19 protein-coding genes, 1 pseudogene and 1 riboswitch are annotated in these 23,320 nt (G+C 64.9%); of the genes and pseudogenes, 4 read left to right on the top strand and 16 right to left on the bottom strand.

The window, feature by feature from the left end; translation table 11 throughout:
• Positions 1 to 126: 126 nt before the first annotated feature.
• A complete protein-coding gene (gene nadA, locus IZV00_RS00545) occupies positions 127 to 1,113 on the bottom strand; it encodes a quinolinate synthase NadA (protein ID WP_196225309.1) in 987 nt (328 codons plus the stop codon).
• Positions 1,114 to 1,186: 73 nt separating this feature from the next.
• On the bottom strand, positions 1,187 to 2,065 hold the full coding sequence (locus tag IZV00_RS00540) for an MBL fold metallo-hydrolase (protein ID WP_196225308.1): 879 nt from the start codon (positions 2,063 to 2,065) through the stop codon (positions 1,187 to 1,189).
• A gap of 186 nt (positions 2,066 to 2,251) precedes the next feature.
• On the opposite strand from IZV00_RS00540, the gene IZV00_RS00535 reads away from it, so the two are divergent.
• Positions 2,252 to 3,139 (top strand): tyrosine recombinase XerC, encoded by an 888-nt coding sequence (locus IZV00_RS00535; protein ID WP_443020053.1) that lies wholly within the window; start codon positions 2,252 to 2,254, stop codon positions 3,137 to 3,139.
• 158 nt (positions 3,140 to 3,297) lie between these two features.
• Here the strand turns inward: IZV00_RS00535 and IZV00_RS00530 are convergent, their stop codons facing one another.
• The 4 genes and pseudogenes from IZV00_RS00530 to rsmI all read right to left on the bottom strand — a co-directional run bounded on the left by IZV00_RS00530 (position 3,298) and on the right by rsmI (position 6,309).
• Positions 3,298 to 3,897 carry a DedA family protein gene (locus tag IZV00_RS00530; RefSeq protein ID WP_196225306.1) on the bottom strand — a complete coding sequence of 200 codons (600 nt, stop codon included), beginning with the start codon at positions 3,895 to 3,897 and terminating at the stop codon, positions 3,298 to 3,300.
• A gap of 125 nt (positions 3,898 to 4,022) precedes the next feature.
• Positions 4,023 to 4,997: a glutathione synthase gene (gene gshB / locus IZV00_RS00525; RefSeq protein WP_196225305.1), complete on the bottom strand. Its 975-nt coding sequence runs from the start codon at positions 4,995 to 4,997 to the stop codon at positions 4,023 to 4,025.
• Between the two features lie 120 nt (positions 4,998 to 5,117).
• On the bottom strand, positions 5,118 to 5,471 hold the full coding sequence (locus IZV00_RS00520; protein ID WP_196225304.1) for a YraN family protein: 354 nt from the start codon (positions 5,469 to 5,471) through the stop codon (positions 5,118 to 5,120).
• A pseudogene (gene rsmI / locus IZV00_RS00515) lies at positions 5,468 to 6,309 on the bottom strand (16S rRNA (cytidine(1402)-2'-O)-methyltransferase). The gene IZV00_RS00520 and the pseudogene rsmI overlap by 4 nt, the downstream one beginning before the upstream one ends.
• A gap of 11 nt (positions 6,310 to 6,320) precedes the next feature.
• Between rsmI and IZV00_RS00510 the strand changes: the two are divergent.
• The gene (locus IZV00_RS00510; RefSeq protein ID WP_443020052.1) at positions 6,321 to 7,520 is read left to right on the top strand and encodes a penicillin-binding protein activator; all 1,200 of its coding nucleotides are present in this window, start codon (positions 6,321 to 6,323) and stop codon (positions 7,518 to 7,520) included.
• A gap of 98 nt (positions 7,521 to 7,618) precedes the next feature.
• Here IZV00_RS00510 and IZV00_RS00505 read toward each other — a convergent pair whose 3' ends face one another.
• Both IZV00_RS00505 and IZV00_RS00500 read right to left on the bottom strand, forming a co-directional pair.
• Complete coding sequence (locus tag IZV00_RS00505; protein ID WP_196225303.1) at positions 7,619 to 8,398, bottom strand: ABC transporter ATP-binding protein; 780 nt, start codon at positions 8,396 to 8,398, stop codon at positions 7,619 to 7,621.
• Positions 8,392 to 9,387, bottom strand: coding sequence for a FecCD family ABC transporter permease (locus IZV00_RS00500; RefSeq protein ID WP_196225302.1), 996 nt, complete (start codon positions 9,385 to 9,387; stop codon positions 8,392 to 8,394). The genes IZV00_RS00505 and IZV00_RS00500 overlap by 7 nt, the downstream gene beginning before the upstream one ends.
• 38 nt (positions 9,388 to 9,425) lie before the next feature.
• On the opposite strand from IZV00_RS00500, the gene IZV00_RS00495 reads away from it, so the two are divergent.
• Complete coding sequence (locus tag IZV00_RS00495; RefSeq protein ID WP_196225301.1) at positions 9,426 to 10,265, top strand: ABC transporter substrate-binding protein; 840 nt, start codon at positions 9,426 to 9,428, stop codon at positions 10,263 to 10,265.
• 36 nt (positions 10,266 to 10,301) lie between these two features.
• Here IZV00_RS00495 and IZV00_RS00490 read toward each other — a convergent pair whose 3' ends face one another.
• Positions 10,302 to 12,164, bottom strand: a complete 1,863-nt coding sequence (locus IZV00_RS00490; protein WP_196225300.1) for a TonB-dependent receptor plug domain-containing protein — start codon at positions 12,162 to 12,164, stop codon at positions 10,302 to 10,304.
• A gap of 170 nt (positions 12,165 to 12,334) precedes the next feature.
• A riboswitch (cobalamin riboswitch) is annotated at positions 12,335 to 12,594 on the bottom strand.
• Positions 12,595 to 12,621: 27 nt separating this feature from the next.
• Between IZV00_RS00490 and mobA the strand changes: the two genes are divergently transcribed.
• Positions 12,622 to 13,158, top strand: coding sequence for a molybdenum cofactor guanylyltransferase (gene mobA, locus IZV00_RS00485; RefSeq protein WP_196225299.1), 537 nt, complete (start codon positions 12,622 to 12,624; stop codon positions 13,156 to 13,158).
• Between the two features lie 84 nt (positions 13,159 to 13,242).
• Here mobA and cobA read toward each other — a convergent pair whose 3' ends face one another.
• From cobA to IZV00_RS00450, 7 genes are all read right to left on the bottom strand, one after another.
• Positions 13,243 to 14,025 (bottom strand): uroporphyrinogen-III C-methyltransferase, encoded by a 783-nt coding sequence (gene cobA, locus IZV00_RS00480; protein ID WP_196225298.1) that lies wholly within the window; start codon positions 14,023 to 14,025, stop codon positions 13,243 to 13,245.
• A complete protein-coding gene (locus IZV00_RS00475) occupies positions 14,012 to 16,624 on the bottom strand; it encodes a nitrate reductase (protein WP_196225297.1) in 2,613 nt (870 codons plus the stop codon). Before IZV00_RS00475 ends, cobA begins: the two co-directional genes overlap by 14 nt.
• Before the next feature lie 126 nt (positions 16,625 to 16,750).
• Positions 16,751 to 17,086, bottom strand: a complete 336-nt coding sequence (gene nirD, locus IZV00_RS00470; RefSeq protein ID WP_196225296.1) for a nitrite reductase small subunit NirD — start codon at positions 17,084 to 17,086, stop codon at positions 16,751 to 16,753.
• Positions 17,087 to 17,091: 5 nt separating this feature from the next.
• On the bottom strand, positions 17,092 to 19,599 hold the full coding sequence (gene nirB, locus IZV00_RS00465; RefSeq protein ID WP_196225295.1) for a nitrite reductase large subunit NirB: 2,508 nt from the start codon (positions 19,597 to 19,599) through the stop codon (positions 17,092 to 17,094).
• A gap of 391 nt (positions 19,600 to 19,990) precedes the next feature.
• Positions 19,991 to 21,235 carry a nitrate/nitrite transporter gene (locus tag IZV00_RS00460; RefSeq protein ID WP_196225294.1) on the bottom strand — a complete coding sequence of 415 codons (1,245 nt, stop codon included), beginning with the start codon at positions 21,233 to 21,235 and terminating at the stop codon, positions 19,991 to 19,993.
• A gap of 224 nt (positions 21,236 to 21,459) precedes the next feature.
• Complete coding sequence (locus IZV00_RS00455; protein ID WP_196225293.1) at positions 21,460 to 22,662, bottom strand: CmpA/NrtA family ABC transporter substrate-binding protein; 1,203 nt, start codon at positions 22,660 to 22,662, stop codon at positions 21,460 to 21,462.
• Positions 22,659 to 23,240 (bottom strand): ANTAR domain-containing response regulator, encoded by a 582-nt coding sequence (locus IZV00_RS00450; protein ID WP_196225292.1) that lies wholly within the window; start codon positions 23,238 to 23,240, stop codon positions 22,659 to 22,661. The genes IZV00_RS00455 and IZV00_RS00450 overlap by 4 nt, the downstream gene beginning before the upstream one ends.
• Positions 23,241 to 23,320: the final 80 nt, after the last annotated feature.

Below are 23,320 nucleotides of genomic sequence, written 5' to 3'. Positions count from 1 at the left end.
TTCGCATCCATATTGAACATCCGTTCGCCCTGAGCCTGTCGAAGGGCTCTACTTCCTTAAGAAGAAGGAGGGGGCTTCGACAAGCTCAGCCCGAACGGAGATTATCTGGTCATTGAGGTGGGCGACTCAGCGATTACCCACATCGCCCTTCCCTACCGTGCCGCTGGCGAGTTCCAGCATGCGGTCGAGGCTCTTCTTCGCGGCGAGGCGGAGGCCCTCCTCCATTTCGATGCGGGGCTGGAGGTCGCGGAGCGACAGGTACAGCTTTTCCATCGTGTTGAGCGCCATATAGGGGCAGACGTTGCAGTTGCAGTTGCCGTCCGCGCCGGGGGCGCCGATGAAGTTCTTTTCCGGCACCGCCTTGCGCATCTGGTGGATGATGTGCGGTTCGGTCGCGACGATCAGCGTGTCGCCGGTCATCGTCTTGGCATATTGCAGGATGCCGCTGGTGGACCCCACATAATCGGCATGATCGACGATATAGGGCGGGCATTCCGGGTGCGCGGCGATGGGGGCGTCGGGATGCTGGGCCTTGAGCTTCAACAGTTCCGTCTCGCTGAACGCTTCGTGGACGATGCAGACGCCCGGCCATAGCAGCATGTCGCGGTTGAACTTGCGCTTCAGGTAGCCGCCGAGATGCTTGTCGGGGCCGAAGATGATCTTCTGCTCGCGCGGGATCTGGGAGAGGATGGTTTCCGCCGAAGAGCTGGTGACGATGATGTCGGACAGCGCCTTCACCTCGGCCGAGCAATTGATGTAGCTCAAGGCGATGTGATCGGGATGGGCCTCGCGGAACGCCTTGAACTGGGCGGGCGGGCAGCTGTCTTCTAGCGAACAGCCGGCGTCCATGTCGGGCAGGACGACGATCTTTTCGGGGCTTAGAATCTTGGCGGTCTCGGCCATGAAGCGCACGCCGCAGAACGCGATGACGTCGGCGTCCGTTTCCGCCGCCTTGCGCGAGAGTTCCAGGCTGTCGCCGACGAAGTCGGACAGGTCCTGAATTTCGGGCTTTTGATAATAATGGCCGAGGATGACGGCGTTGCGTTCCTTGCGCAGGCGGTCGATCTCCGCGCGAAGGTCGGTCCCCTGCGGGATTCCGGTGATGGCGTTCATGTCCCTAACTCCTCACGGCCTTTGAACGCGCCACTAGCGGGCGGCGCGACGGTTGGCCAGTAACTGTTTCCCGCTAGCGCAGTTGCCAGCGGCCATCCCCTGCCACCTCCGCCACGCCCCGGCCGTCGAGGTCAATGAGGTGGGCAAGGACCGAACGCCCGGCGGCAGGATGAAGGCGCGGATCGATGCCCTTGTACATCTCCGCCACCATCGCCGGGATTTCGGATGCGCCGTTGCGCTCAAGGAAGCGCATGATCTGCCCTTCCCGCTGCTTGCGATGGCCCATCATGCCGCGCACCAGACGACGCGGATTGGGAACCGGATCGCCATGGGCGGGATAATAGATCACATCCTCCCGATCGAGCAGCCGCTGCATCGATCGCATATAGTCAGCCATGTCGCCGTCTGGGGGCGAGATGACGCTGGTGGACCAGCCCATGACATGATCGCCGGTGAAGAGGGCATTTTCCTCCACCAAAGCGAAGCAGAGATGGTTCGAGGTGTGGCCGGGCGTGGCGACGGCTTCGAGCGTCCAGCCCTCGCCCGCTACCTGTTCGCCATCGGCAAGGATGCGGTCGGGCGTATAGGAAGGGTCGAAGGCGGCGTCGGCGCGCGGGCCGTCATCGTCCAGCACCAGCGGCGCGCAGCCGATGATGGGCGCGCCAGTCTGTGCCGAGAGCGGCGCGGCGGCAGGGCTGTGGTCGCGATGGGTATGGGTACACAGGATGGCGCGCACGGGGCGGTCTGCGATCGCGGCGAGTAGCGCGGCGAGATGATCGGGATCGGCGGGGCCGGGATCGATCACCGCCACGTCCTCTGACCCGACCAGATAGGTCTGGGTGCCCGTATAGGTGAAGGGCGAGGGATTGGGCGCAAGAACACGGCCGATGCGCGGCGAGATTTGCAGCAGCGTGCCCGTGGGCATGTCGGCCATGTCAGGTGCGGTTGCCATGCGCCTCATGTGCCTATCTGGCCGGGATTTTCAAGGGCCGGTTGATCGGGGGGGATTCCGTTTGGCGGACGTGTACGGTAGGATTGCCATCACAAGCCCTCCGTTCGTGTCGAGCGAAGTCGAGACATGTGGCGCACTTCCGCTTCTCGACTTCGCTCGAAGCGAACGGCGGTAAGGAGTTGGGTGTTGCAGAACCTGGTAGAAGCATGGCGGCAGCATCTGGCACTGGACCGACGGCGTTCGACGCATACGGTGCGCGCCTATATGGCGACGGCGGAGCGGTTGATCGCTTTCCTGACAGAGCATCGCGGGGAAGCGGTGACGGCGGCGGGCTTGGCGCGGGTGGATCAGGCGGACCTGCGCGCGTTCCTGACGGCGCGGCGGATGGACGGGATCGGCAATGGATCGGCGGCTCGGGAATTGTCGGCGGTGCGCGGTTTCCTGAGGTTCGTCGGTGGCGAGGATGCGCGGGTGCCGCTGCTGAAAGGGCCGAAGGTGAAGCGGGGTTTGCCCCGGCCGATCTCGCCTGACGAGGCGGTGGCGCTGGCGGGAGAGATTGCGGAGACGGCGCGGGAAGGATGGATCGGCGCGCGGGACTGGGCGGTGCTGCTGCTGCTGTACGGCGCGGGGCTGCGGATCGGCGAGGCGATGGGGTTGATGGGCGATGTGCTGCCGCTGGGCGACACGCTGCGGGTGACGGGCAAGCGGGGCAAGACCCGGATCGTGCCGCTGCTGCCGCAGGTACGGGCGGCGATCGAGGCTTATGTGGCGGTTTGTCCTTATCCTGTGGAGCGGGATGAAGTGCTGTTCCGGGGCGCGCGGGGTGGTCCGTTGTCGGCGGCTTTGATCCGGCGCGCGGTGCAGGGTGCGCGGGGAAGGCTGGGGCTGTCGGATCGGACGACGCCGCATGCTTTGCGGCATAGCTTTGCGACGCATTTGCTGGGGCGCGGGGCGGACTTGCGGTCGTTGCAGGAGCTGCTGGGGCATGCGAGCCTATCATCGACGCAGATTTATACGCAGGTGGATGCGGCGCATTTGCTGGATGTTTATCGGAATGCGCATCCTCGGGCTTGAGGGGGGCGCGGGACCTGTTCCCCTCCCGTAAACGGGAGGGGTTAGGGGTGGGCGCGAGCGGAGCGAGCCTCCGGCTGTGCCGTTGTAGAAAAGCTTTGACGTTGCGCCAGCCCACCCCCTAGCCCCCTCCCGCCTGCGGGAGGGGGAACAGGCAAGTGTCAGCCCCTCGGCTTCCAGGTTGCCAAGCGCCAGAGGTAGAGCGCGATTGCCCCGACCACGCACGCCGTCGCGGCGGGGCCGACATATTTGTCGATGTCGCGGAAATTCTGGCCGAGGATGTAGCCCGCATAGGCAAGGATGATGTTCCAGACCAGCGCGCCGCCCGCTGTCCAGGCGAGGAATTTGCCATGTCCCATGCGAAACAGGCCCGCCGGGAGCGAGATCATGGTCCGGAAGGCGGGGAGGAAGCGGAATACGAAGACGACGATCTGGCCATATTTGCCGAATATATGGTCGAGTTTCTCCACATCCCGCCATTCCAGCGTGGCCCAGCGGCCGTAGCGGTCCACCAGCGGTTTGAGTCGTGCGAACCCCAATATGTGGCCAATGAGATACCAGAAATAATTGCCCACCGTGGTGCCGATGGTGCCTGCCAGCAGCAGCCATTCCATCGCCATGCGGCCCTGACCGACGCGGATGCCGCCGATGCCCATGATGAGTTCGGATGGAATGGGCGGAAAGACGTTTTCCAGCACCATCAGAGCGAAGATGCCCCAATAGCCGCCTGCGTCGATCAGGTGGAGGACCCAGTCAGTCACTTTTCGTCATTCCAGCGACCCGGAGGGCGGCGTCAGCCAACGCTGGATCTCTTTTGGAGGACACGGCCTGGGGCACGAGGTCCCAGCTTCCGCTGGGATGACAGTTTGGAACCGCGCGGAGTGGCTCAAGCATCCACCCGCGCGGCGAGACGCGCATCGATCGCGTCCCAGATCATGCCGCCTGTGTCGGTGCCGTTGAAGGCGTCGATCGACACGATGCCGGTCGGGGACGTCACGTTGATCTCCGTCAGCCACTCGCCGCCGATCACGTCGATGCCGACGAACAGCAGGCCACGGCGCTTCAATTCCGGTCCCATCGCGGCGCAGATTTCCAGCTCCCGGTCGGTCAGTTCGGTCTTGGCCGCCGATCCACCTACCGCGAGGTTGGAGCGGATTTCGCCTGCGCCGGGAATGCGATTGATCGCGCCTGCGATTTCGCCGTCGATCAGGACGATGCGCTTGTCGCCTTGCGCGACGCCGGGGATGAAGGCCTGAACCATGAAGGGCTCGACCCATGAAGCGTTGAACAGTTCCACCAGCGCGGAAATGTTCGCGCCGGACTGACCGACATGGAAGACCGCGTTGCCCGCATTGCCGTAGAGCGGCTTGACGACGATCTCGCCATGCTGGCCAAGGAAGCTGCGGACTTCGGCCAGGTCGCGGGTGATCATGGTCGGCGGCATGAAGCGCGCATAGTCGAGCACGAACAGCTTTTCGGGGGCGTTGCGGACGGAGGCGGGATCATTCACCACCAGCGTTTCTTCCTGCACCCGCTCCAGCAAATGGGTGGCGGTGATGTAGCTCAGGTCAAAGGGCGGGTCCTGGCGCATGAGGACGACATCGACGTCGCGGCCAAGGTCCAGCTGCTCGGGCTCGCCAAGGGCGAAATGGTCACCTTGGACCTTCTGCACCTTCACGGGACGTGCCTTCGCCAGCACGCGACCGTCGCGATAGGTGAGGTCGGGGGCGAGATAATGATAGAGCCGATGCCCCCTCGCCTGCCCCGCCAGCATGATGTGGAAGGTGGAATCGCCCGCGATGTTGATCCCTTCCATCGGGTCCATCTGCACGGCGACGGTGAGGGGGTTGAGCTCAGTCATCCAGAAAAGGCCTTTTCAACAATCGCCGTTCGTTTCGAGCACCGTCGAGAAACGCCTGTGGAACGCTTTCCACTTCTCGACTTCGCTCGAAGCGAACGGGTGTGGAGCATGAGGCGGGTTTCACCCCCCATGCCAGACATTCGCCAGATGGCGCGGCGGACTGCCCGGCGCAAGGAGGATCACGTCGATCCGCATGTCGTCGCCCGGCTTTGCAAGGTCATAGAAGAGCATTTCGGCGGCGGACGCGACGCGGGACAGGCGCCGTTCGTCTATCGCGAGGTCGAGATCTGCGGCGGTGGCGCGGGCCTTTACCTCGACAAAGGCGAGCATTGCGCCGCGCCTTGCGACAAGGTCCACCTCTCCGACGGGTGTGCGCAGGCGGCGGCCGACTATCTGCCAGCCTTTGAGACGCAGCCACCATGCGGCGATGCGCTCTGCCTGACGGCCGCGCTTTTCGGCCTGTTGGCGCTTCACCCCTTTAGTTCCAGCGCGCGGTCGTAAAGGGCGCGGCGGTCCAGGCCGAGTTTTTTCGCGACTTCTCCGGCGGCCTTGGAGACGGGGAGCCGCTGCATTGCTTCGAGGAGGGCGGCGTCGGCGTCTTCGGCGCTGGCGGCGGGCGCTTCGCCGGGCGGGCCGACGATGACGACGATTTCGCCCTTGGGCGGGGCGTCGGCGTAGCGGGCGGAAAGTTCGCTCAAGGTGCCGGTGCGGGTTTCCTCGAATGTTTTGCTGATTTCCCGGCTGACAGCGGCTTCGCGGTCGCCCAGCCCCTCGGCCATGGCGGCGAGGCTTTCCGACAGGCGCGGGCCGCTTTCGTAGAAGATGAGCGTGGCGCGCAGGGCTGCGACTTCGGCAAGGGCGTCGGCGCGGGCCTTTTGCTTGGGGGGAGGAAGCCCATGAAGAGGAAGCGGTCGGTGGGCAGGCCTGACAGGGTGAGCGCGGCAATGGCGGCGCTTGGGCCGGGCAGCGTTATGATGTTGCGCCCGGCAGCGCGGGCGTCACGGACCAGCTTGTAACCGGGATCGGAGATGAGGGGCGTTCCGGCGTCGGACAAGAGCGCGACCGATTCGCTCGCCATCCTCTCGATCAGGCGGGCGCGGACGCCTTCGGCGCTGTGGTCATGATAGGGGACCATCGGGCGATCTGATCCCGCATGGCGCAGCAAACGTGCGCTCACCCGTGTATCTTCCACGGCGATTACATCGGCACGCGCCAAGACTTCCGCCGCGCGCGGGCTAAGGTCTCCAAGGTTGCCGATCGGCCCCGCAACGATGTAAAGCCCGGGCTTAAGCCCCGAAGTTGTATCTTCCATAAGGACGCCAGATGACAGAGACGGATACCCTCCGGCAAGCGGACATGTTCGCGGCAATGAAGCGCGGTGCGCGTATCCTGTTTGCTGCCAGCGCTTTGGCTCTCGCCGCCTGTCAGTCGGTGGTGCCGCGGGGAGCCGGGCCAGCCCCCGTAGAGCCGACTCCGACGGGCCCCGACGTGACGCAGGGCCTGCCCACCGATACGCTGCGCCATCGCGTGGCGCTGCTGGTGCCGATGAGCGGTCCTAATGCGGGCGTCGGCCAGTCCATCGCCAACGCCACGACGCTGGCGCTGCTGGATACCAAGGCGGACAAGGTGCGCATCACCACCTATGACACCAGCATGGGCGCGGCGGCGGCTGCGAACAAGGCGCTGGCGGAGGGCAATCGCCTGATCCTGGGGCCGCTGCTGGCGGAAGATGCGCGGGTCGTTGGGCCAATCGCGGCGCGGGCGAATGTGCCGGTCATCAGCTTTTCCAACGATGTGAGCGTTGCTGGAAACGGCGTCTACATCATGGGCTACAATCCCAACCAGTCGATCGAGCGCGTGGTCGAGTTCGCCAAGGGCAAGGGGCTGTCGAAGTTCGCGGCGCTGGTGCCCAAGGGCGTCTATGGCGAGCGGTCGGGCACGTCGCTGCTGCGCGCGGTCGAGGGTGTGGGTGGGACGGTCGTGTCGATGCAGACGTTCGACCGGACGGCTGCTTCGATGACGGCGGCGGTCAAGAAATTGCAGGCGTCGTCCAGCTATGACGCGCTGCTGATCGCCGACAGCGGGCGCGTGGCGTTGCAGCTGGCCCCGATCGTGCGGAAGAATGGCGGCGCGACGGCGCGGCTGCTGGGCACGGAACTGTGGAATACGGATCGCGGTCTGGCGTCCGCTCCGGCTTTGCGGGGCGCGTGGTTCGCCAGTGTGTCGGACGGGCTTTATGGGCAATTGGCGGGGAAGTATCGGGCGCGTTATGGCAGCGCGCCGTTCCGGCTTTCAGCGCTGGGCTATGATGCGGTTCTGCTTACCGTGCGGATTGCGCGCGATTGGAAGCCGGGGACGGTCTTCCCGGCGGCGCGGCTGCGCGATTCTGGGGGCTTTTCGGGGATTGATGGCGCGTTCCGGTTCGGACGTGGCGGGGTTGCCGAGCGGGCGTTGGAAGTTTCGGAGGTTGGTGCCGGGACTTATACGGTGGTGGCGGCTGCGCCCAAGGCTTTTGGGGAGTGATATAACCTCCGTTCGCCCTGAGCTTGCTCAACGGCTCTTCTTTCTTCAAGGAAAGTAAGGGGCTTCGACAGGCTCAGCCCGAACGGTTGTGGGGGTAATTAGCTTTTGATCCGCCCGGTCGGGAGTATCAGCGGCCATTCGCCGTCAGCCTCGATGCAAGCCGATATGCCGTATACTTCGGCAAGGCTCTGTTCGGTAAGGACCTCCATCGGCTTGCCCTCGGCAACCAGTCGACCGTTGTCCATCAGCAACAAGCGGTCGCAATAGCGTGCCGCCATGCCAAGGTCGTGCAACACCGTGACCACGAGCGACCCGGCACGCGCTTCGGCCTTCAACAGGTCCATGACATCCAGCTGATGCCCCGGATCAAGCGCCGCGAGGGGTTCGTCGGCGATCAGGGCTGGCGCGCCTACTGCCAGCGCACGGGCGAGGAGGACGCGGGCGCGTTCGCCGCCTGATAGCTCGGTTGCGATTCGGCCTTTCAAATGCAGCACATCGGCGCGAGCGAGCGCGGCATCGACCATCGCTTCGTCCTCGGGCGAGAGGCGGGACAACGGACCCAGATGCGGCATGCGGCCGAGCGCTACCAGTCGTTCGACCAGCAACGGCCAGTGCAGCGTCTGGCCTTGGGGGAGATAGGCGACTCGGCGGGCTATGTCCTTTCGGCTGAGGCTGGCGATCGGAAGGGCGTCGATAGTAACCGCGCCACTTTCCGCGCGGACGAGGCCGAGCAGAGCGCGGATCAGCGTGGATTTGCCAGCGCCATTGGGACCTATGATGCCGATCAGTTGCCCCGGCTCCAGCACCGTGGTGACGCCGGTCACGGCGGCATGGCGGCCAAGGCGAACGGACAGGTCTTGCGTGCGGATGGTCACCATAGCCGCCGCTCCCGCATCAAGTGGACGAGGAAGACGGGGACGCCGAGCAATGCAGTCAGGACGCCGAGCTTTAATTCGCTGCTGGTGGGGATCAGGCGCACGCCAATATCGGCCAGCGTCAGCAGCGCCGCGCCGCCGAGCAGCGAAGGAAGAAGGATGGCCGAAGGCGATCGATCGGTCAGCGGCCGGACAAGATGCGGCACGATCAGCCCGACAAAGCCGATCGCCCCCGACACGGCGACCGCGCCGCCGACGCCGATCGCGACCCCCAGCATCATGCGCAGCCGCGCCTTGCCAAGATCGACGCCGAGCGCCTGCGCGCCCTCCTCGCCCAAGGTCAATGCGTCGAGGCTGCGGCCGTCCGCAATCAACAGGGCAGCGCCGATGAAGACGCAGGGCATCGCGATCCAGACATGGGCATAGCTGCGATTCTCAAGGCTGCCCATCAGCCAGCTCATGATCTCCATCGCCGCGAAGGGATTGGGCGACAGGTTGAGCGACAGGCTGATCCCCGCCCCCGCCAGCGTCGCCACCGCGATGCCCGCGAGGATCAGCGTCAGCGGGCTTTCCGATGGCCCCGCCAGCAGGAACAGCGCCCCGATGGCGACAAGGCTGGTGGCAATGGCGAGGATCGGCAGGATGGCGGGATGCAACTGCGCCAGCCCGAAATAGAGCGCGCACACGGCGCCGAGCGCAGCCGAGTTGGACGCGCCAAGCACCGAAGGTTCAGCCAGCGGGTTGCGCAGATAGCCTTGCAGCGCCGCTCCGGCGAGGCCCAGCATCGCGCCGACGATGAGGCCCAGCAACATGCGCGGCAGGCGCAGGTCGATGAGGATGGCGCGCGCGACCTCGTCACCACCGCCTGAGAGAACGGCCATGATGCGGGCAGGCGAGAGCGGAACCGCGCCGAGCGTGAGAGAGCCGAGCGCTGCCAGCAGAGTCAGCAGGGCCAGGGCCGGGAGCAGCAAGCGATGGCGGCGGGCGCTCATGGCTTGCTTCTCCGCTGCCGCTGGCTAGAGCAGACAAGGTGCCTGCTAAAAAGATCATCGCCGCGCTGCTGGCGCTTGGCCTGACCGGAGCCGCCCCCGCGCCGCCCCGGCGCATCGTGTCGCTCAACACCTGTTCCGATCAATATGTGCTGGCGCTCGCCGATCCGGGGCAGATCGCCGCCTTGAGCCCCTATGGGCATGATCCGGAACTGTCGGCGGCGGTCGCCAAGGCGAAGCGCTTCCCCATATTGAAGCGCCCGGCCGAAGAAGTGCTGGCGCTGCGTCCCGATTTGGTGATCGGCTTTCCCGATGGCGCTGGCGGTGTTGTGGGCGCGCCGGACGGACGATGGCGCAAGCTGGGGCTGGCGAGCGCGGACAGCTTCGCCGCCATCCGCGACCAGATCCGGCAGGCCGCCGCCGCCATCGGCCATCCCGAGCGGGGTGAGGCGATGATCGCGGGCATGGAGCGGGACCTTGCCGCCCTGCCCCGGTCCCGGCGCGGCGGCGTCGCTGCCTATTATCAGCGGCGCGGCTATATGACCGGGACCGGCACTTTGGTCGATGAGCTGATCCGGCGCGCGGGCCTCACCAATCTGGCGGCGAAGCTTGGCAAGCCAGCGCTGGCGCAAGTGCCGCTGGAGGAAATGATCGCGGCTAGGCCTGATTATCTGATCGTGGAAGAAGGCAGCGAGAAGGTCGTCGACCAGGGGACGGAGATGCTCCACCATCCGGTGCTGCGATCCATCCCCCGCATCCGCGTGCCGCAAGCATGGACGGTGTGCGGCGGCCCCGCCTATGTGCAGGCCGCACGCAGCATCATCGCGCAGGCGGATGCCGCAGGCAAAGGCAGGACGCAGCCAAAGGCCGCGCCCCGCTGATAAGGGGCGGTCGCCCACCCCCTTCACCTTCTACCGTCAGAAGCGGACACGCACGCCGCCAAAGGCCGACCGGCCGTAGGTGCCATAGCCATAGGCTGTGGCGTATTCCTGATCGAACAGATTGTCGATCCGGCCGTAGATTTCGAGCCTTTCCGTGAGCGGGAAGGACGCGCGAATGTCCGTGACCGCATAGCCGTCAATCTGCACCCGGTTGCGCGTCACGGGGTCGAGATCGACGCTGTCGCTGACCATCGTCACGGTCGCGCCAGTCGACAGGCCGATGGGCCAGACATAATCCATCGACGTGCTCACCGCATTCGCGGCGCGGCGCAGCAGGCGCTCGCCAAAAGCCGCGCTGCCCGATGAACGATCCCGCGCATCGACATAGCTATAGGCGGCGGTGAAGGTCAGCGCATCGACCGGGCGCAGCGTGAGCATCGATTCCACACCCTTGGCCCGGGTGCGATCCAGATTGCCATAGGTGAAGGTCGTATTGTCGTAATTGAGCTGGTCCCGCGTGTCGCGCCAGAAGCCGGTGACGGACAGCACCGCCCGGTCGCTGCCCAGATTCTGGTCGAAGCCGATGTCGTAGCTCTTCGACCGCTCGGGCTTCAGGTTCGGATTGCCGCTGAATGTATCGTAAAGCTGGTAGAGCGACGGCGCCTTGAAACCCTCGCCATAGCTGAGGCGAATATTGGTCGCGCCGCCATTGGGGGTATAGTTGGCGTTCGCGCCGAAGGTGGTCGCACCCCCGAACTGGCTGTGATCGTCATGCCGCACGCCTGCGGTCATGGACAGGCCTTCAACTGGCTTCACCACCGCGAGGGCATAAACGCTGTCGATATTGGCGCGGTGGCTTTCCTGCGAACCGAAGCCGAAAAACTCATAATCGGGCCGCTCATGCTCATAGCCGAGCAGCAGCTTGACGTCATCCATGGGCTGATAGACGCCTTCATATTCGAAGCGCAGGTTCGTGCCCGAATAGCCGAAGTCCGGGGCGTTGCCGCGCACGAAATAATAGTCGCGATCCTGCTGATACCAGGTAACGGCCGCCCGATTGGTCAGCTTGCCCTCGAACAGCGCGAAGTTGAGGCCCGCATAGCCGATATATTGATTGGATTTAGCAGCATCAGGGCTATCGGTCGGCGCGCCAAAGAAGCTGTCATAGTCAAGATCACCGTTGATATAATAGCCGCGCAGGTCGAGGCTCAGATCATCGGTGAAGGCGATCTTCAGCCGGGCATTGCCAGTGATATTTTCATAGCCGTCCTTTTCCGCGCCACCGAAATCGGAAGAGACAGCGGAGATGCCATCGGTGCGGAAATAGGCGAGCCCAACGCCGCCCGACAATATGCCGCTGGTGCCCGATACATCCGCCTTCGCATTCAGCGTATCGGCATAGCCATAATCGACCGACGCCTTGCCGCCGAACCCTTCGCTCGGGATGCCGGTCATGATGTTGACGACGCCGCCGATCGCCTGGCTGCCATAGGCGATGGAGTTGGAACCGCGCAGCACCTCGATCCTGCGGATGTTGCCGACCAGCAGGTTGCCGAAATCATATTGATCGCCGATGCCGCTCGGGTCGTTGACCTTCACGCCGTCGATCAGCACCAGCGTCTGCGTCGTTTCCGCGCCGCGCACCGATACGCTGGTCACGTTACCCAAGCTGCCGGTGCGGTTGAAACGGATGCCGGGCGTCGTCATCAGCAGATCGACGACGCTGACATTCTGGCGGGTGTCGATCGTCTTCTCGTCGATCACTGTCACCGCCTGCCCGACCTCGTCGGTGGGCTGTTCGATGCCGAGCGCGGTGACGACGATCCCGTCCGCCTCATCATCGGCAAGGGCGGGCGTGGCGGCGAGCAGCGCCAGCAGTGAAATTCCGGTCCTGATCATAGTCTGTCTTCCCTGAGCGCCATGCGACATGAGCCCAGGGCCTGCCGCACAAGCGGCCGGTATGCGGGAAGAAGAGACGCCAGCCCCGTCACGCGCACCGATGCGGCCCTGCGCCGCTTCGTCGCTCAGACGGAAAACACCGTGCCCGGACCTATCCCTGGACCCAAGGCAAGAGCGACCATGCGCCGGTAGGTTTCCTGGCTCGCGGGTCGTCGCGGTGATGCACGCCTTCCCGGACTTTTGGTCCAGTGGCTGGTCCCCCTCGCCTCCCCCTTTGAAGGCTTGCAGGTTTCCCTGTGCATCGCGCTCGCCGCTTACAGTTGCAGGGACAGCCGCGGAGTTGGACGGTGATCCCGTCCGCACCGCATTCCCTTTCCGGCGCGATCTTTCGTGAACGGTTGCCCGTTCACGCGGCGCGCCATAGGGGAAAGTGAGGCTATTGCCAAGGAGTGGATCGATGCGATTGCTGGGCGCGGTGCTGGCGGGTGGGCGATCCAGCCGGTTCGGAAGCGACAAGGCGTTGGCGCTGATGCCGGACGGGCGCACGCTGATGGCGCATGCGGTGGCGGCAATCGCGCCGCATGTGGAGGCCGTGGTGGTCTGTGGGCGGGGCGTCGATGGGCTGACGGGGCTGGCGGATCGGCCTGCGCCGGACCTGGGGCCTCTGGGCGGGCTGAACGCGGCGCTGCATCATGCGCGGACGAAGGGTTATGATGCGGTGCTGACGACGGGGTGCGACATGCCGGTCTATCCGGCGGCGCTGGTGGAGGCGCTTATTGGCGACAGTGGGGCGGTGCTGAAGGGGCAGCAGCTGGCGGGCTTCTGGCCTGCGTCGCTCGCGGACGAACTGAACGCGCATCTGGCGGAAGAGAATAATCGGTCGATCTTTGGGTGGATCGAGCGGGTGGGCGCGCGGGTGGTGGAGCGGCCGGAACTGGTGCTGCCGAATATCAATCGGCCGGAGGATCTGGCGCACTGGCGCGAGCCGAACTGAGCTTGCCGAAGCCCCCTCCCTTCCTTCCAACTAAGGTCAGGGGTGTTCGACAAGCTCAGGGCAAAAGTTGCGCAGAGTCGGCCTTCAAAGCGGAAGAGCGACGCTGGCTGCAACCCCTACAGGCATGGACGTGCCCGCCACCGCTTCGCCGATCAGCAGCAGGGTCGGGTCTTCATCGCTGATCGTGGCGACCAGGAAAGCGAGCGCGGACAACTTGCCGCGGATCAGGCGTTCGGTGGGGAGGGAGACGTTGACCGCCACCATCACCGGCGTTTCGGGATCGCGTCCGGCGGCGATCAGCTGGCGGCTGATCTCTCCGGCGGCGGCGCGGCCCATATAGATGCCGAGCGTGCCGCCGGGGCGGGCGAGCGCTTCCCAGTCGAGCTTGAGCGGCTCTCCGGCTTTCAGATGCGCGGTCACCAGCGTCAGGCCGCGCGCCTTGCCGCGCAGGGTGAGCGAGGCGCTGCCGCTCGCCGCTGCTGCGCTGACCGTGGTGATGCCGGGGCAGATGTGGAAGCGGATGCCGTCGGCGGCCAGATGCTCCATCTCTTCGGACGAGCGGCCGAATACCGAGGGGTCTCCGCCCTTGAGGCGGACGACGCGCTTGCCTGCTTTGGCGGCGGCGAGGAGGAGGTCGTTGATACTTTCCTGCGCCTTGCTGTGGCGGCCGGAACGCTTGCCGACGCTGACCCGCTCGACGCCTTCGGGGATCAGGTCGAGGACGCCGGGGCCGACGAGGGCGTCGTAGAAGACGATTTCGGCCGCCGCGATCAGCTTTTCGGCTTTGCGGGTGAGGAGGTCCGGGTCGCCCGGCCCTGCGCCGACCAGCCAGACTTCACCGGGGGCGATCAATTCATTCGGCTGCATGAAGCGTCTCCTGCGGGATTTGGGCGAGGATGTTGGCGAGCGCGGGGCGGCAGGACCCGCAATTGGTGCCAGCGCCGATCGCCTTGCCGATGGCGGGCACGTCGACCAGGCTCTGGTCGCGGATGGCGGCGACGATCTGATTAAGGCCGATGTCGAAGCAGACGCAGATGGTCGGCCCCTTGTCCGGCTGATTGCCGGGACCGCGCGCGGCGAGGACGGAGGCGCCCACCTCTTCCGCCTCAAGCTGGCCGATGAGCCAGTCGCGCGAGGGGAGCAGGCCGGTGCGGGTGACGAAGAGGACGGCGGCGAGCCTGCCTTCGCGGATGATGGCGATGCGGCGGGTGCCGCGCGTCATGTCCACAGCCTCGACGCGGTCGCCCTTGGGCAGGCTGGCTTCGAGGCGTACCGGATCGCCATTGCCCGCCATCTCGTAGAGCGCGCCCCCCGGCACCGTGACCTTCGTTGCCCAGAGGCATGGGAGCTTCGCCGGCTGCTCACCCCGGACGATGAGGAAACCCTTCCACTCGGTCGCGACACGCTCGACGCTGGCAGGCGTCGATTTGAAACCCGGCTGGCCCGAATGCGGATCGACCAGCGGCCGGGGCAGCAGGCCGGTGCGACCGCCGGTGGAGATTTGGTCGGTCCAGTGGATCGGCGTGAAAATCTCGCCCCGGCGCTGGCCTTCGCTGAATGCCACCCGGAAGATGCTGTTGCCCTGCGCGGTCTGGACGCGGGCAAGGTCGCCGTCGGCAATGCCGAGGTCATCGGCATCGCGCGGGTGGATCTCGACCAGCGGCTCTTCGCGATGGCGGGCGAGCTTTGGCGACAGGCCGGTGCGGGTCATCGTGTGCCACTGGTCGCGATAACGGCCCGTGTTGAGCGTCATCGGCCATGCTTTAAGCGGCTCCTGAAGGTCCATCTGCTTGGTGAGGACCAACCGCGCCTTGCCGTCCGGCGTTGAGAAGCGGCCGTCGGCGAAGGGTTTGTCGCCACCCCAGCGGAAGGGCTCCATCGCCTCATAGGCGTCGTTGCCGATGGTGGCTTGCGCGCGCAGGTTGAGCACGCGCTGGCCGTCATTCTGATAGGCGGTCAGGCGGGCATGTTCGCGCCAGATGTCGGCAGGCCGGTCATAGGCGAAGGCGTTGCGCCAGCCCATGCGGCGGCCGACTTCCTTGATGATCCACCAGTCGGGCTTCGCCTCGCCGGGCAGCGCCAGGAAGGGGCGCTGGCGGCTGATCGTGCGGTCGCTATTGGTCACGGTGCCGTCCTTTTCGCCCCATCCAGCTGCGGGCAGGCGGACGTCGGCATGGACGCTGGTGTCGGTGTCGGCGATGATGTCCGACACGACGAGGAAGGGCACAGATTCCAACGCTTCACGGACGCGGCTTGCGTCGGGGAGCGAGACGGCGGGGTTGGTGGCCATCACCCAGAGCGCCTTGATCCGGCCTTCGTTGATGGCGCGGAAGAGATCGACGGCTTTCAGGCCGGGCTTGGTCGCCATGGTGGGGGCGGCCCAGAAGCGGCCGACCCGCTCCACATTTTCGGGCGCGAAGTCCATGTGCGCGGCAAGGGTCGAGGCGAGACCGCCGACTTCGCGGCCGCCCATCGCGTTGGGCTGGCCAGTGATGGAGAAAGGCGCGGCGCCCGGCTTGCCGATACGGCCGGTGGCGAGGTGGACGTTGATGATCGCGTTGACCTGATCAGTGCCGCGGATCGACTGGTTGATGCCCTGGCTGAACAAGGTGACGGTGCGCGCCGTGGCGGCGAAGAGCTTGAAGAACTGCTCCAGTTGGGCGGGCGCGATGTCGCAGGTTTTGGCGGTCGTCCAGAGGTCGTGGCCGGTGCGGATATGCTCCCAGAAGCCTTCGGGCGCGTTGACGCTATCGGCGATGAAGGCCGGATCGGTGATGCCCTCGGCGTCGCACCACGCGAGCAGGCCGTTCATCAACGCAACGTCCGTCCCCGGCTTCACCGGCAGATGCAGGTCCGCGCCCTCGCAAGTCTCTGTGCGCCGGGGATCGATCACGACCAGCTTGGTGCCGCGTTCGGCGCGCGCGGCCTGGATGCGCTGATAGACGATCGGGTGGCACCAGGCGGTGTTGGAGCCGACGAGGACGATCAGGTCCGCTTGCTCCAGATCGCCATAAGTGGCGGGCACCACATCTTCACCGAACGCACGGTTGTGCCCCGCCACCGCGCTCGACATGCACAGGCGGCTGTTGGTGTCGATGTTGGACGTGCCGATGAAGCCCTTCATCAGCTTGTTGGCGACATAATAATCTTCGGTCAGCAACTGGCCAGAGACGTAGAAGGCGACGCTGTCGGGGCCATAGCGGTCGATGGTTTCCTTAAATTTCTTCGCAACCAGATCCAGCGACTTGTCCCAGCTGGCCCGCTTGTTGCCGATCATCGGGTGCAGCAGGCGGCCAGTCAGCCCCACCGTCTCACCCAGATGCGTGCCCTTGGAGCAGAGGCGCCCGCCATTGGCCGGGTGCGCTTCATCGCCCTTGATCGTGACCGACCGGGGTCCGGTCGGCGTGGCCGAGATGCCGCAACCGACGCCACAATAGGCGCAGGTGGTGCGGATGGCCTCTGTCATGCTCTTACCTCTTCGTCCCGAGGAATAGGAATTGGGTGGAGGCGCTTGCCGCAAGGGATGGCCAACAAGACACCCCCACCCGGGTCCCCGCCGTTGTGGCTAGGGACCGGAAGCTGATTTCCCGCTTCAGGCTGCTGCCTTCATCGCCGCCGGGCGAGCGATCAGGATGCGACCGCCCTCCTCTTTCACGGCGATCGTCGGCGTGCAGCCCTCGTCCGCGCCCTGCGCCTCGCCCGTTTTCAGGGCGATGTTCCAGTTGTGCAGCGGGCAGGCGACGCTGTGGCCATGGACGATGCCCTGGCTCAGCGGGCCCTTCTTGTGCGGGCATTCATTGACCAGTGCGAAAACCTTGTCATCGCTGGTCCGGAAGACGGCGATTTCCTTTTCGCCTGCAATTTGCACCGTGCGAGCGCCGCGCTGGGGAATGTCGGCCAGCGTTCCGATGTCGATCCATGTCGTCATGGTGATTACTCCGCAGCGATGGCGATGGGGTCGAGGTGCTGGTGCAATTCGCTCTCCGCACCGGCTGCGCGCTGCGCCCAAGGGTCCTCCTGAGAGAAGCTCTGCGAGTAGAGGAAGCGGGCGCGCAGAGCCTCGCGGCCTGCTTCGTCTTCCACGATCCGCTGCTTCACATATTCCACACCGACACGCTCGATCCAGGGCGCGGTGCGCTCCAGATAGCGCGCTTCCTCGCGATAGAGCTGGGTGAAGGCGGCGCAATAGTCGAGCGCCTCCTGCTCGGTCGCGACCTTGCACAGCAGGTCGGTGGCGCGGACATGGATGCCGCCATTGCCGCCGACATGCAGCTCGTACCCTGAGTCTACGCAGACCACGCCAAAGTCCTTGATCGTCGCCTCCGCGCAGTTGCGGGGGCAGCCGGATACGGCAATCTTGAACTTGTGAGGCATCCACGATCCCCAGGTCATCCGTTCGGTCTTGACGCCAAGGCCGGTGGAGTCCTGCGTACCGAAGCGGCACCATTCCGAGCCGACGCAGGTCTTCACCGTGCGCAGCGACTTGCCGTAAGCGTGGCCCGACACCATGCCCGCGGCATTGAGGTCGGCCCAGACGGCGGGCAGGTCTTCCTTCTTGATGCCGAAAATGTCGAGCCGCTGGCCGCCGGTGACCTTCACCATCGGCGCGTCATATTTCTCGACCACATCGGCGATCGCACGCAGTTCACGCGGGTTGGTCAGGCCACCCCACATGCGCGGCACCACCGAATAAGTGCCGTCCTTCTGGATGTTGGCGTGCATGCGCTCATTGACGAAGCGGCTCTGCTGATCATCGACATATTCGCCGGGCAGCGCGCAGAGCAGATAATAGTTGAGCGCCGGACGGCAGGACGAACAACCATCCGGCGTCGACCAGTGCAACTTCTGCATCACTTCCGGGATCGAGCGCATATTCTGCGCCACAATCTCGCGGCGGACATCGTCATGGCCGAAGCTGGTGCACTTGCACATCGTCTTGGGGCCAGACTGGACGTCGTCGCCCAGCACCACCGCCAGCAAATTTTCGACCAGGCCGGTGCAGCTGCCGCAGCTGGCCGAAGCCTTGCAAGTGCCACGCACCGCGTCGAGGCTGCATGCGCCCTTTTCGATGCAGGCGACGACCTGGCCCTTGCTGACGCCGTTGCAGCCGCAAATCTCGGCATCGTCCGAGAGCGCCGCAACGGCCGCCTTAGGGTCCAGCGCGCCTCCTCCAGAGGCGAAGGCCTGACCGAAGATCAGCAGGTCGCGAATGTCCGCGACATTTTCCTCGCGCTTCAGCAGGTCGAAATACCAGCCGCCATCGACGGTATCGCCGTAAAGAACGGCGCCGATGATTTTGTCATCCTTGACGACGACGCGCTTGTAAACGCCGCGCGAGGCATCGCGCAGGACGATGTCCTCGCAGCCCTCGCCACCCGAAAAGTCCCCGGCGGAGAAAACGTCCAGACCCGCAACCTTGAGCTTGGTCGAGGTGACCGAACCCTTGTAGCCGCTATGCTGGTCGGTCAGGCCGTCGGCAAGGCTGCGGCACATGTCCCACAGCGGCGCGACGAGGCCATAGACATTGCCATCATGCTCGACGCATTCGCCGACCGCGAGGACATCGGGGTCGCTGGTGACCATATGGTCGTCGACCTTGATACCGCGATTGACTTCGAGGCCGGCTTCGCGGGCCAGCGCGGTCGAGGGGCGGATACCCACCGCCATGACGACGAGGCTCGCGGGGATTTCGGTGCCGTCCTTCAGACGGACGCCCTCGACCTTGCCGTCACCATAGATGGCTTCGGTGTTGGCGCCGGTCAGGATGGTCTGGCCACGCCCTTCCAGCGCGGTCTTCAGCAGCCAGCCCGCCGCCTCGTCCAGCTGACGTTCCATCAGCGTGTCCATGAGGTGGATCACGGTGACCTTCATGCCGCGCAGGGTCAGGCCGTGCGCCGCTTCCAGCCCCAGCAGCCCGCCGCCGATGACCACTGCATTGCCGCCCTTCCCGGCAGCTTCCAGCATGGTATCGACATCCTTCATGTCGCGGAAGCTGATGACGCCCGGCAGGTCCTTGCCCGGAACCGGGATGATGAACGGATCGGAACCGGTTGCGATCAGCAGCTTGTCATAGCCAACAGTGCGACCCAACTGGCTCTTCACCGTCTTGGCAACGCGGTCGATCGCCGTCACCGGATCACCGGCGATCAGTTCGATCTTGTTCTCATCATACCATTCGCGGCTGTTGATGACGATGTCATCGAAGCTCTTCTCACCCGCCAGAACCGGCGAGAGCATGATGCGGTTGTAGTTCACATAAGGCTCAGCGCCGAAGATGGTGACGCGATAGCGCCCCGCATCGCGCGCCAGCAGTTCCTCGACCGCCCGGCAACCAGCCATGCCGTTGCCCACAACAACCAGATGTTCGCGCACATCGTCGGAGGGCACGAAGAGTTCCTCTTCGTTGGCCGTCTCCGGTCCGGCGTTGTTCTGAAAATCCATCCCTTGACTCCAGACAATAAAAAAGCCGCCATCCGGACCCCTGGGCTTTGAACCCAGAGGTCTGGATGGCGGCTTTGCCATCATTCACGCTTTGACGATCCAACCGTGGATCACCGCAGCTATGTCAGTTAAGGACAACCTTGTCCTTCGCAGTGCAGCATAAATGAAACGCAGCTGGGGTCAAGCGATTCGGCGGAAAAGTTAGAAATTGCGCTCAGCTTTCACCTTTTCACCGTTCGCCCTGAGCTTGTCGAAGGGCTTCACTTCTTAGGAAGAAAAGGGCTTCGACAAGCTCAGCCCGAACGGAGGTAGGGCGGTTCTCATTGCCCAAAAACAAGGGCGGCGGCTCCTCTTTCGAGTGCCGCCGCCTCTCCTCTCCGGTAAGCGATGATCAGATGCGCGCGCCGGTGCTCCAGGTCGCGCGCCACTTGGCACGCACCAGCGAGATACCGAGGAATGCCACCACGGCGAGGCCCGCGAAGATCAGGAAGCCGGGCGCGAAGCTGCCGGTGAACTGCTTGGCGATACCCAGCGAGGATGCGAGGTAAAAGCCGCCAATGCCGCCCGCCATGCCGACCAGGCCGGTCATGACGCCGATTTCTTCCTGAAAACGCTGCGGCACCAGCTGGAAGACCGAGCCATTGCCAACGCCCAGCGCCAGCATCGCGGCGACGAAGAAGCCCAGGGCAGAGAAGAGCGTCGGCGCATAGGACACGCCCGCCAGAGCCAGGGCAGCCATGATGTAGACGATCATCAGCGCCTTCACGCCACCGATCTTGTCAGCCAGCGCGCCGCCCATGGGGCGAACCAGCGACCCGGCGAACACGCAGCCCGCAGTGCAGTAGCCCGCAATGATCGGGGTAAGGCCAAACTGGTCGGTGAAGTAGATCGGCAGCGACGCGGCCAGACCGACGAAACCGCCGAAGGTCACCGAATAGAAGCCCATCAGCCACCAGGCGTCGGCGCTCTTGAGCGGGTGGAAATAGTCCACCAGCTTCTTGGGCGCGGGCGCGTTGGGGGCGTTCTTCGCCATGATCAGGTAAAGGAGAAACACGATGGTGAGCGGGATGCAGGCGAGGCCCAGCACGGCGTTCCAGCCGAAGGCTTTGGCCAGCATCGGCGCGAAAAGCGAGGCCAGCACCGTGCCCGAATTGCCCATGCCAGCGAGGCCCATGGCCTTGCCCTGATGCTCAGGCGGATACCAGCGGCTGGCCAGCGGCAGCGCGATGGCGAAGCTTGCGCCCGCAAAGCCCAGGATCACGCCCAGCGCCAGCGTCCCGCCGAAGCTATTCACGCCCATGAACCAGGCGGTGAAAAGTCCAATGATCACGATCACCTGGCTGATCGCACCCGCCTGCTTGCATCCGATGCGGTCGACCAGCAGGCCGTTCACGACGCGCAGCAACGCGCCCGCCAGCGTCGGCACCGCCACCATCAGGCCCTTTTCAGCAGGGGTCAGACCCAGCGTCTTGGAAATGGAGGGCGCAAGCGGCCCGAGCAGCACCCACACCATGAAGGCGAGGTCAAAATAGAGGAAAGCGGCAATCAGGGTCGGCGTGTGGCCAGCTTTCCAGAAGCTGGTTGGCCCGGCTGTCCCCTCGCCGCCCTTCTCGCGATCCCAATAAGCAGTTGCCATGACGAGGTCCTTCAATCCAGGTGAAATGGACACAAAAAAAGCCGCTCTCCGGACGCCCGTTTGTGACGGGACCCGGCCAGCGGCTTTGCTGCAAATAGTGTTTGAGGAGAGCGCGACCCCATCCTTGGGCATGCTCATCCATGAACGCGCTTCGTCGCGCGACCTTGGCCTTATCTAATGATTCGTTTCATGTTGCAAGGCACAATTTTTCGAGCGCCCGCCCCTCAAAAACTCTTCAGGAAATCCTCGATATGTTCGGGATCAAATGTGCGGCCGTCGAAGAAACGATCGGGACCGAGCGTCAATTCTCCCCGCTTCGACCCCACGGCCAAGGGGGATGCGACGGCTCCCTCCACCTTCATGCTGGCGCCCGGAATCGGCACATTGCTTTCGGCCAGCGCGCGGCGGAAGATGTCGGGACGGAAGACCGATCCGGCCTTTGCGGCGTTTTCGGGCGTATGATCCACCATCTTCCAGCGGGCGAGCTGCGAATAGAGCCACAGCGCCTGACTGCGCCAGGGAAAGGGCGTCGCTTCGCGGGAGAAGAGCATGAAGTCGGGCATGTCGAGCGGGGCCATGTCCGGCCGTGCGACAATGCGGCCAGACAGTGCGCGCAGGATAAGGTCGGCGGGCTGATCGACGAAATGCGGTTGCGACAGGAGGTGCGCGAGCGCCTCATGATTGGCCGGGTCGTCGCACCATGCGGCGGAACGGACCAGCGCGCGGATCAGCGCGTCCACGGTTTGCGGATTTTCCTCCAGCCAGGGGGTGCGGAAGGCGAGCACCTTTTCAACGCCGCGCCGCCAGATCCGCTCGCCAATGGCGACAGCTTCGGCAAGGCCTGCTTCCACGGCGGCGCTGCCCCACGGCTCACCCGCGATGAAGCCATCGATCTCGCCCGCGCGCATCGCTTCCACCGTCAGCGACGGCGGCACCACGCGCAGCAGCACGTCGCGATCGGGGTCGACGCCCGCGCTCGCCAGCCAGTAGCGCAACATGATGGCATGGCTGGAAAAGCGGTGAACGACGCCGATCACCGGCTTGCGTTTCCACAGGCCAATGGCGGCGGCGAAGTCGTGGGCGGTGCCGAGCGGATCGTCGAGCCGGGCGGCGACATCAGGGTCGAGCGCCTGCGCGAACTCGCGCGCCATCACCAGCATATTGCCGTTGACGTTGAGCTTATAGGGCGCCGACAGCGGCGCGGGCTGCTGGCTCAATCCCAGCGTCACCGCGATAGCGAGCGGGGCGAGCATGTGCGCGGCCTGCACCTGACCGAAGATCAACCGGTCGCGCAAGGTCGCCCAGCTGACCGTGCGGACGAGATCGAGGGCGATCCCCTCCTCCTCGGCGAAACCCTTTTCCCGCGCCACCGCCAGCACGGCGGAATCGGTCAGCGGCAAATAGGCGATGCGCAGGCAAGTCGTCATAAGCCCCCTCCCAACAGGTCGCTGGCGGTGATGAGTGCCTGGGCGACATCCACGATCTTTTTCCCCTGATTCATCGCACTCGACCGTAACAGCGCATAGGCGTCCGGTTCGCTGATGCCGCGCTGGCTCATCAGGATGGATTTGGCGCGGTCGATGATCTTGCGGTCGGAAAGTTGCGTCCGCGCCTCGTCCAGTTCGGTCTGGAGCCGCGCGAAGGCGTTGAAACGGCGCACGGCGAGTTCCAGCACCGGCTTCACCCGCTCCTTGCGCAGGCCATCGACGACATAAGCGGACACACCCGCATCGATCGCGGCGCCGATCATGGATTCGTCCGATTGATCGACGAACATGGCGATAGGCCGGGCGAGCGCGCGGCTGACGGACAGCATTTCCTCCAACGTGTCGCGGCTGGGGCTGCCCAGATCCATCAGCACGACATCGGGCGCCATGCGTTCGAGCCGCGCGACGAAGCCGCCGCGCGGTGGGACGATGTGGATATCGTCATAGCCAGCCTCACGCAGTCCTTCTTCGAGAACCGTCGCGCGCAGGCCGCTGTCATCGATGATGACGATTCGCATTTGGACCCAGCCCTTTTGGCCCTTCAGTGACGGCGATGCTGCGCCGCGTCAATCGGGGCAGAAGCCGCCGGTTGCCAGTG

It is taken from the genome of Sphingobium sp. Cam5-1, from assembly GCF_015693305.1.
Classification (GTDB): Bacteria; Pseudomonadota; Alphaproteobacteria; order Sphingomonadales; family Sphingomonadaceae; genus Sphingobium.
This window is presented reverse-complemented; position numbering and strand designations above follow the sequence as displayed.

What these genes read in the sequence shown, in the direction of transcription:
- nadA (WP_196225309.1), bottom strand. Translation starts at nt 1,113, where the DNA reads ATGAACGCCATCACCGGAATCCCGCAGGGGACCGACCTTCGCGCGGAG.
- IZV00_RS00540 (WP_196225308.1), bottom strand. Translation starts at nt 2,065, where the DNA reads ATGGCAACCGCACCTGACATGGCCGACATGCCCACGGGCACGCTGCTG.
- gshB (WP_196225305.1), bottom strand. Translation starts at nt 4,997, where the DNA reads ATGACTGAGCTCAACCCCCTCACCGTCGCCGTGCAGATGGACCCGATG.
- IZV00_RS00510 (WP_443020052.1), top strand. Translation starts at nt 6,321, where the DNA reads ATGACAGAGACGGATACCCTCCGGCAAGCGGACATGTTCGCGGCAATG.
- IZV00_RS00505 (WP_196225303.1), bottom strand. Translation starts at nt 8,398, where the DNA reads ATGGTGACCATCCGCACGCAAGACCTGTCCGTTCGCCTTGGCCGCCAT.
- IZV00_RS00500 (WP_196225302.1), bottom strand. Translation starts at nt 9,387, where the DNA reads ATGAGCGCCCGCCGCCATCGCTTGCTGCTCCCGGCCCTGGCCCTGCTG.
- IZV00_RS00490 (WP_196225300.1), bottom strand. Translation starts at nt 12,164, where the DNA reads ATGATCAGGACCGGAATTTCACTGCTGGCGCTGCTCGCCGCCACGCCC.
- mobA (WP_196225299.1), top strand. Translation starts at nt 12,622, where the DNA reads ATGCGATTGCTGGGCGCGGTGCTGGCGGGTGGGCGATCCAGCCGGTTC.
- cobA (WP_196225298.1), bottom strand. Translation starts at nt 14,025, where the DNA reads ATGCAGCCGAATGAATTGATCGCCCCCGGTGAAGTCTGGCTGGTCGGC.
- IZV00_RS00475 (WP_196225297.1), bottom strand. Translation starts at nt 16,624, where the DNA reads ATGACAGAGGCCATCCGCACCACCTGCGCCTATTGTGGCGTCGGTTGC.
- nirD (WP_196225296.1), bottom strand. Translation starts at nt 17,086, where the DNA reads ATGACGACATGGATCGACATCGGAACGCTGGCCGACATTCCCCAGCGC.
- nirB (WP_196225295.1), bottom strand. Translation starts at nt 19,599, where the DNA reads ATGGATTTTCAGAACAACGCCGGACCGGAGACGGCCAACGAAGAGGAA.
- IZV00_RS00460 (WP_196225294.1), bottom strand. Translation starts at nt 21,235, where the DNA reads ATGGCAACTGCTTATTGGGATCGCGAGAAGGGCGGCGAGGGGACAGCC.
- IZV00_RS00455 (WP_196225293.1), bottom strand. Translation starts at nt 22,662, where the DNA reads ATGACGACTTGCCTGCGCATCGCCTATTTGCCGCTGACCGATTCCGCC.
- IZV00_RS00450 (WP_196225292.1), bottom strand. Translation starts at nt 23,240, where the DNA reads ATGCGAATCGTCATCATCGATGACAGCGGCCTGCGCGCGACGGTTCTC.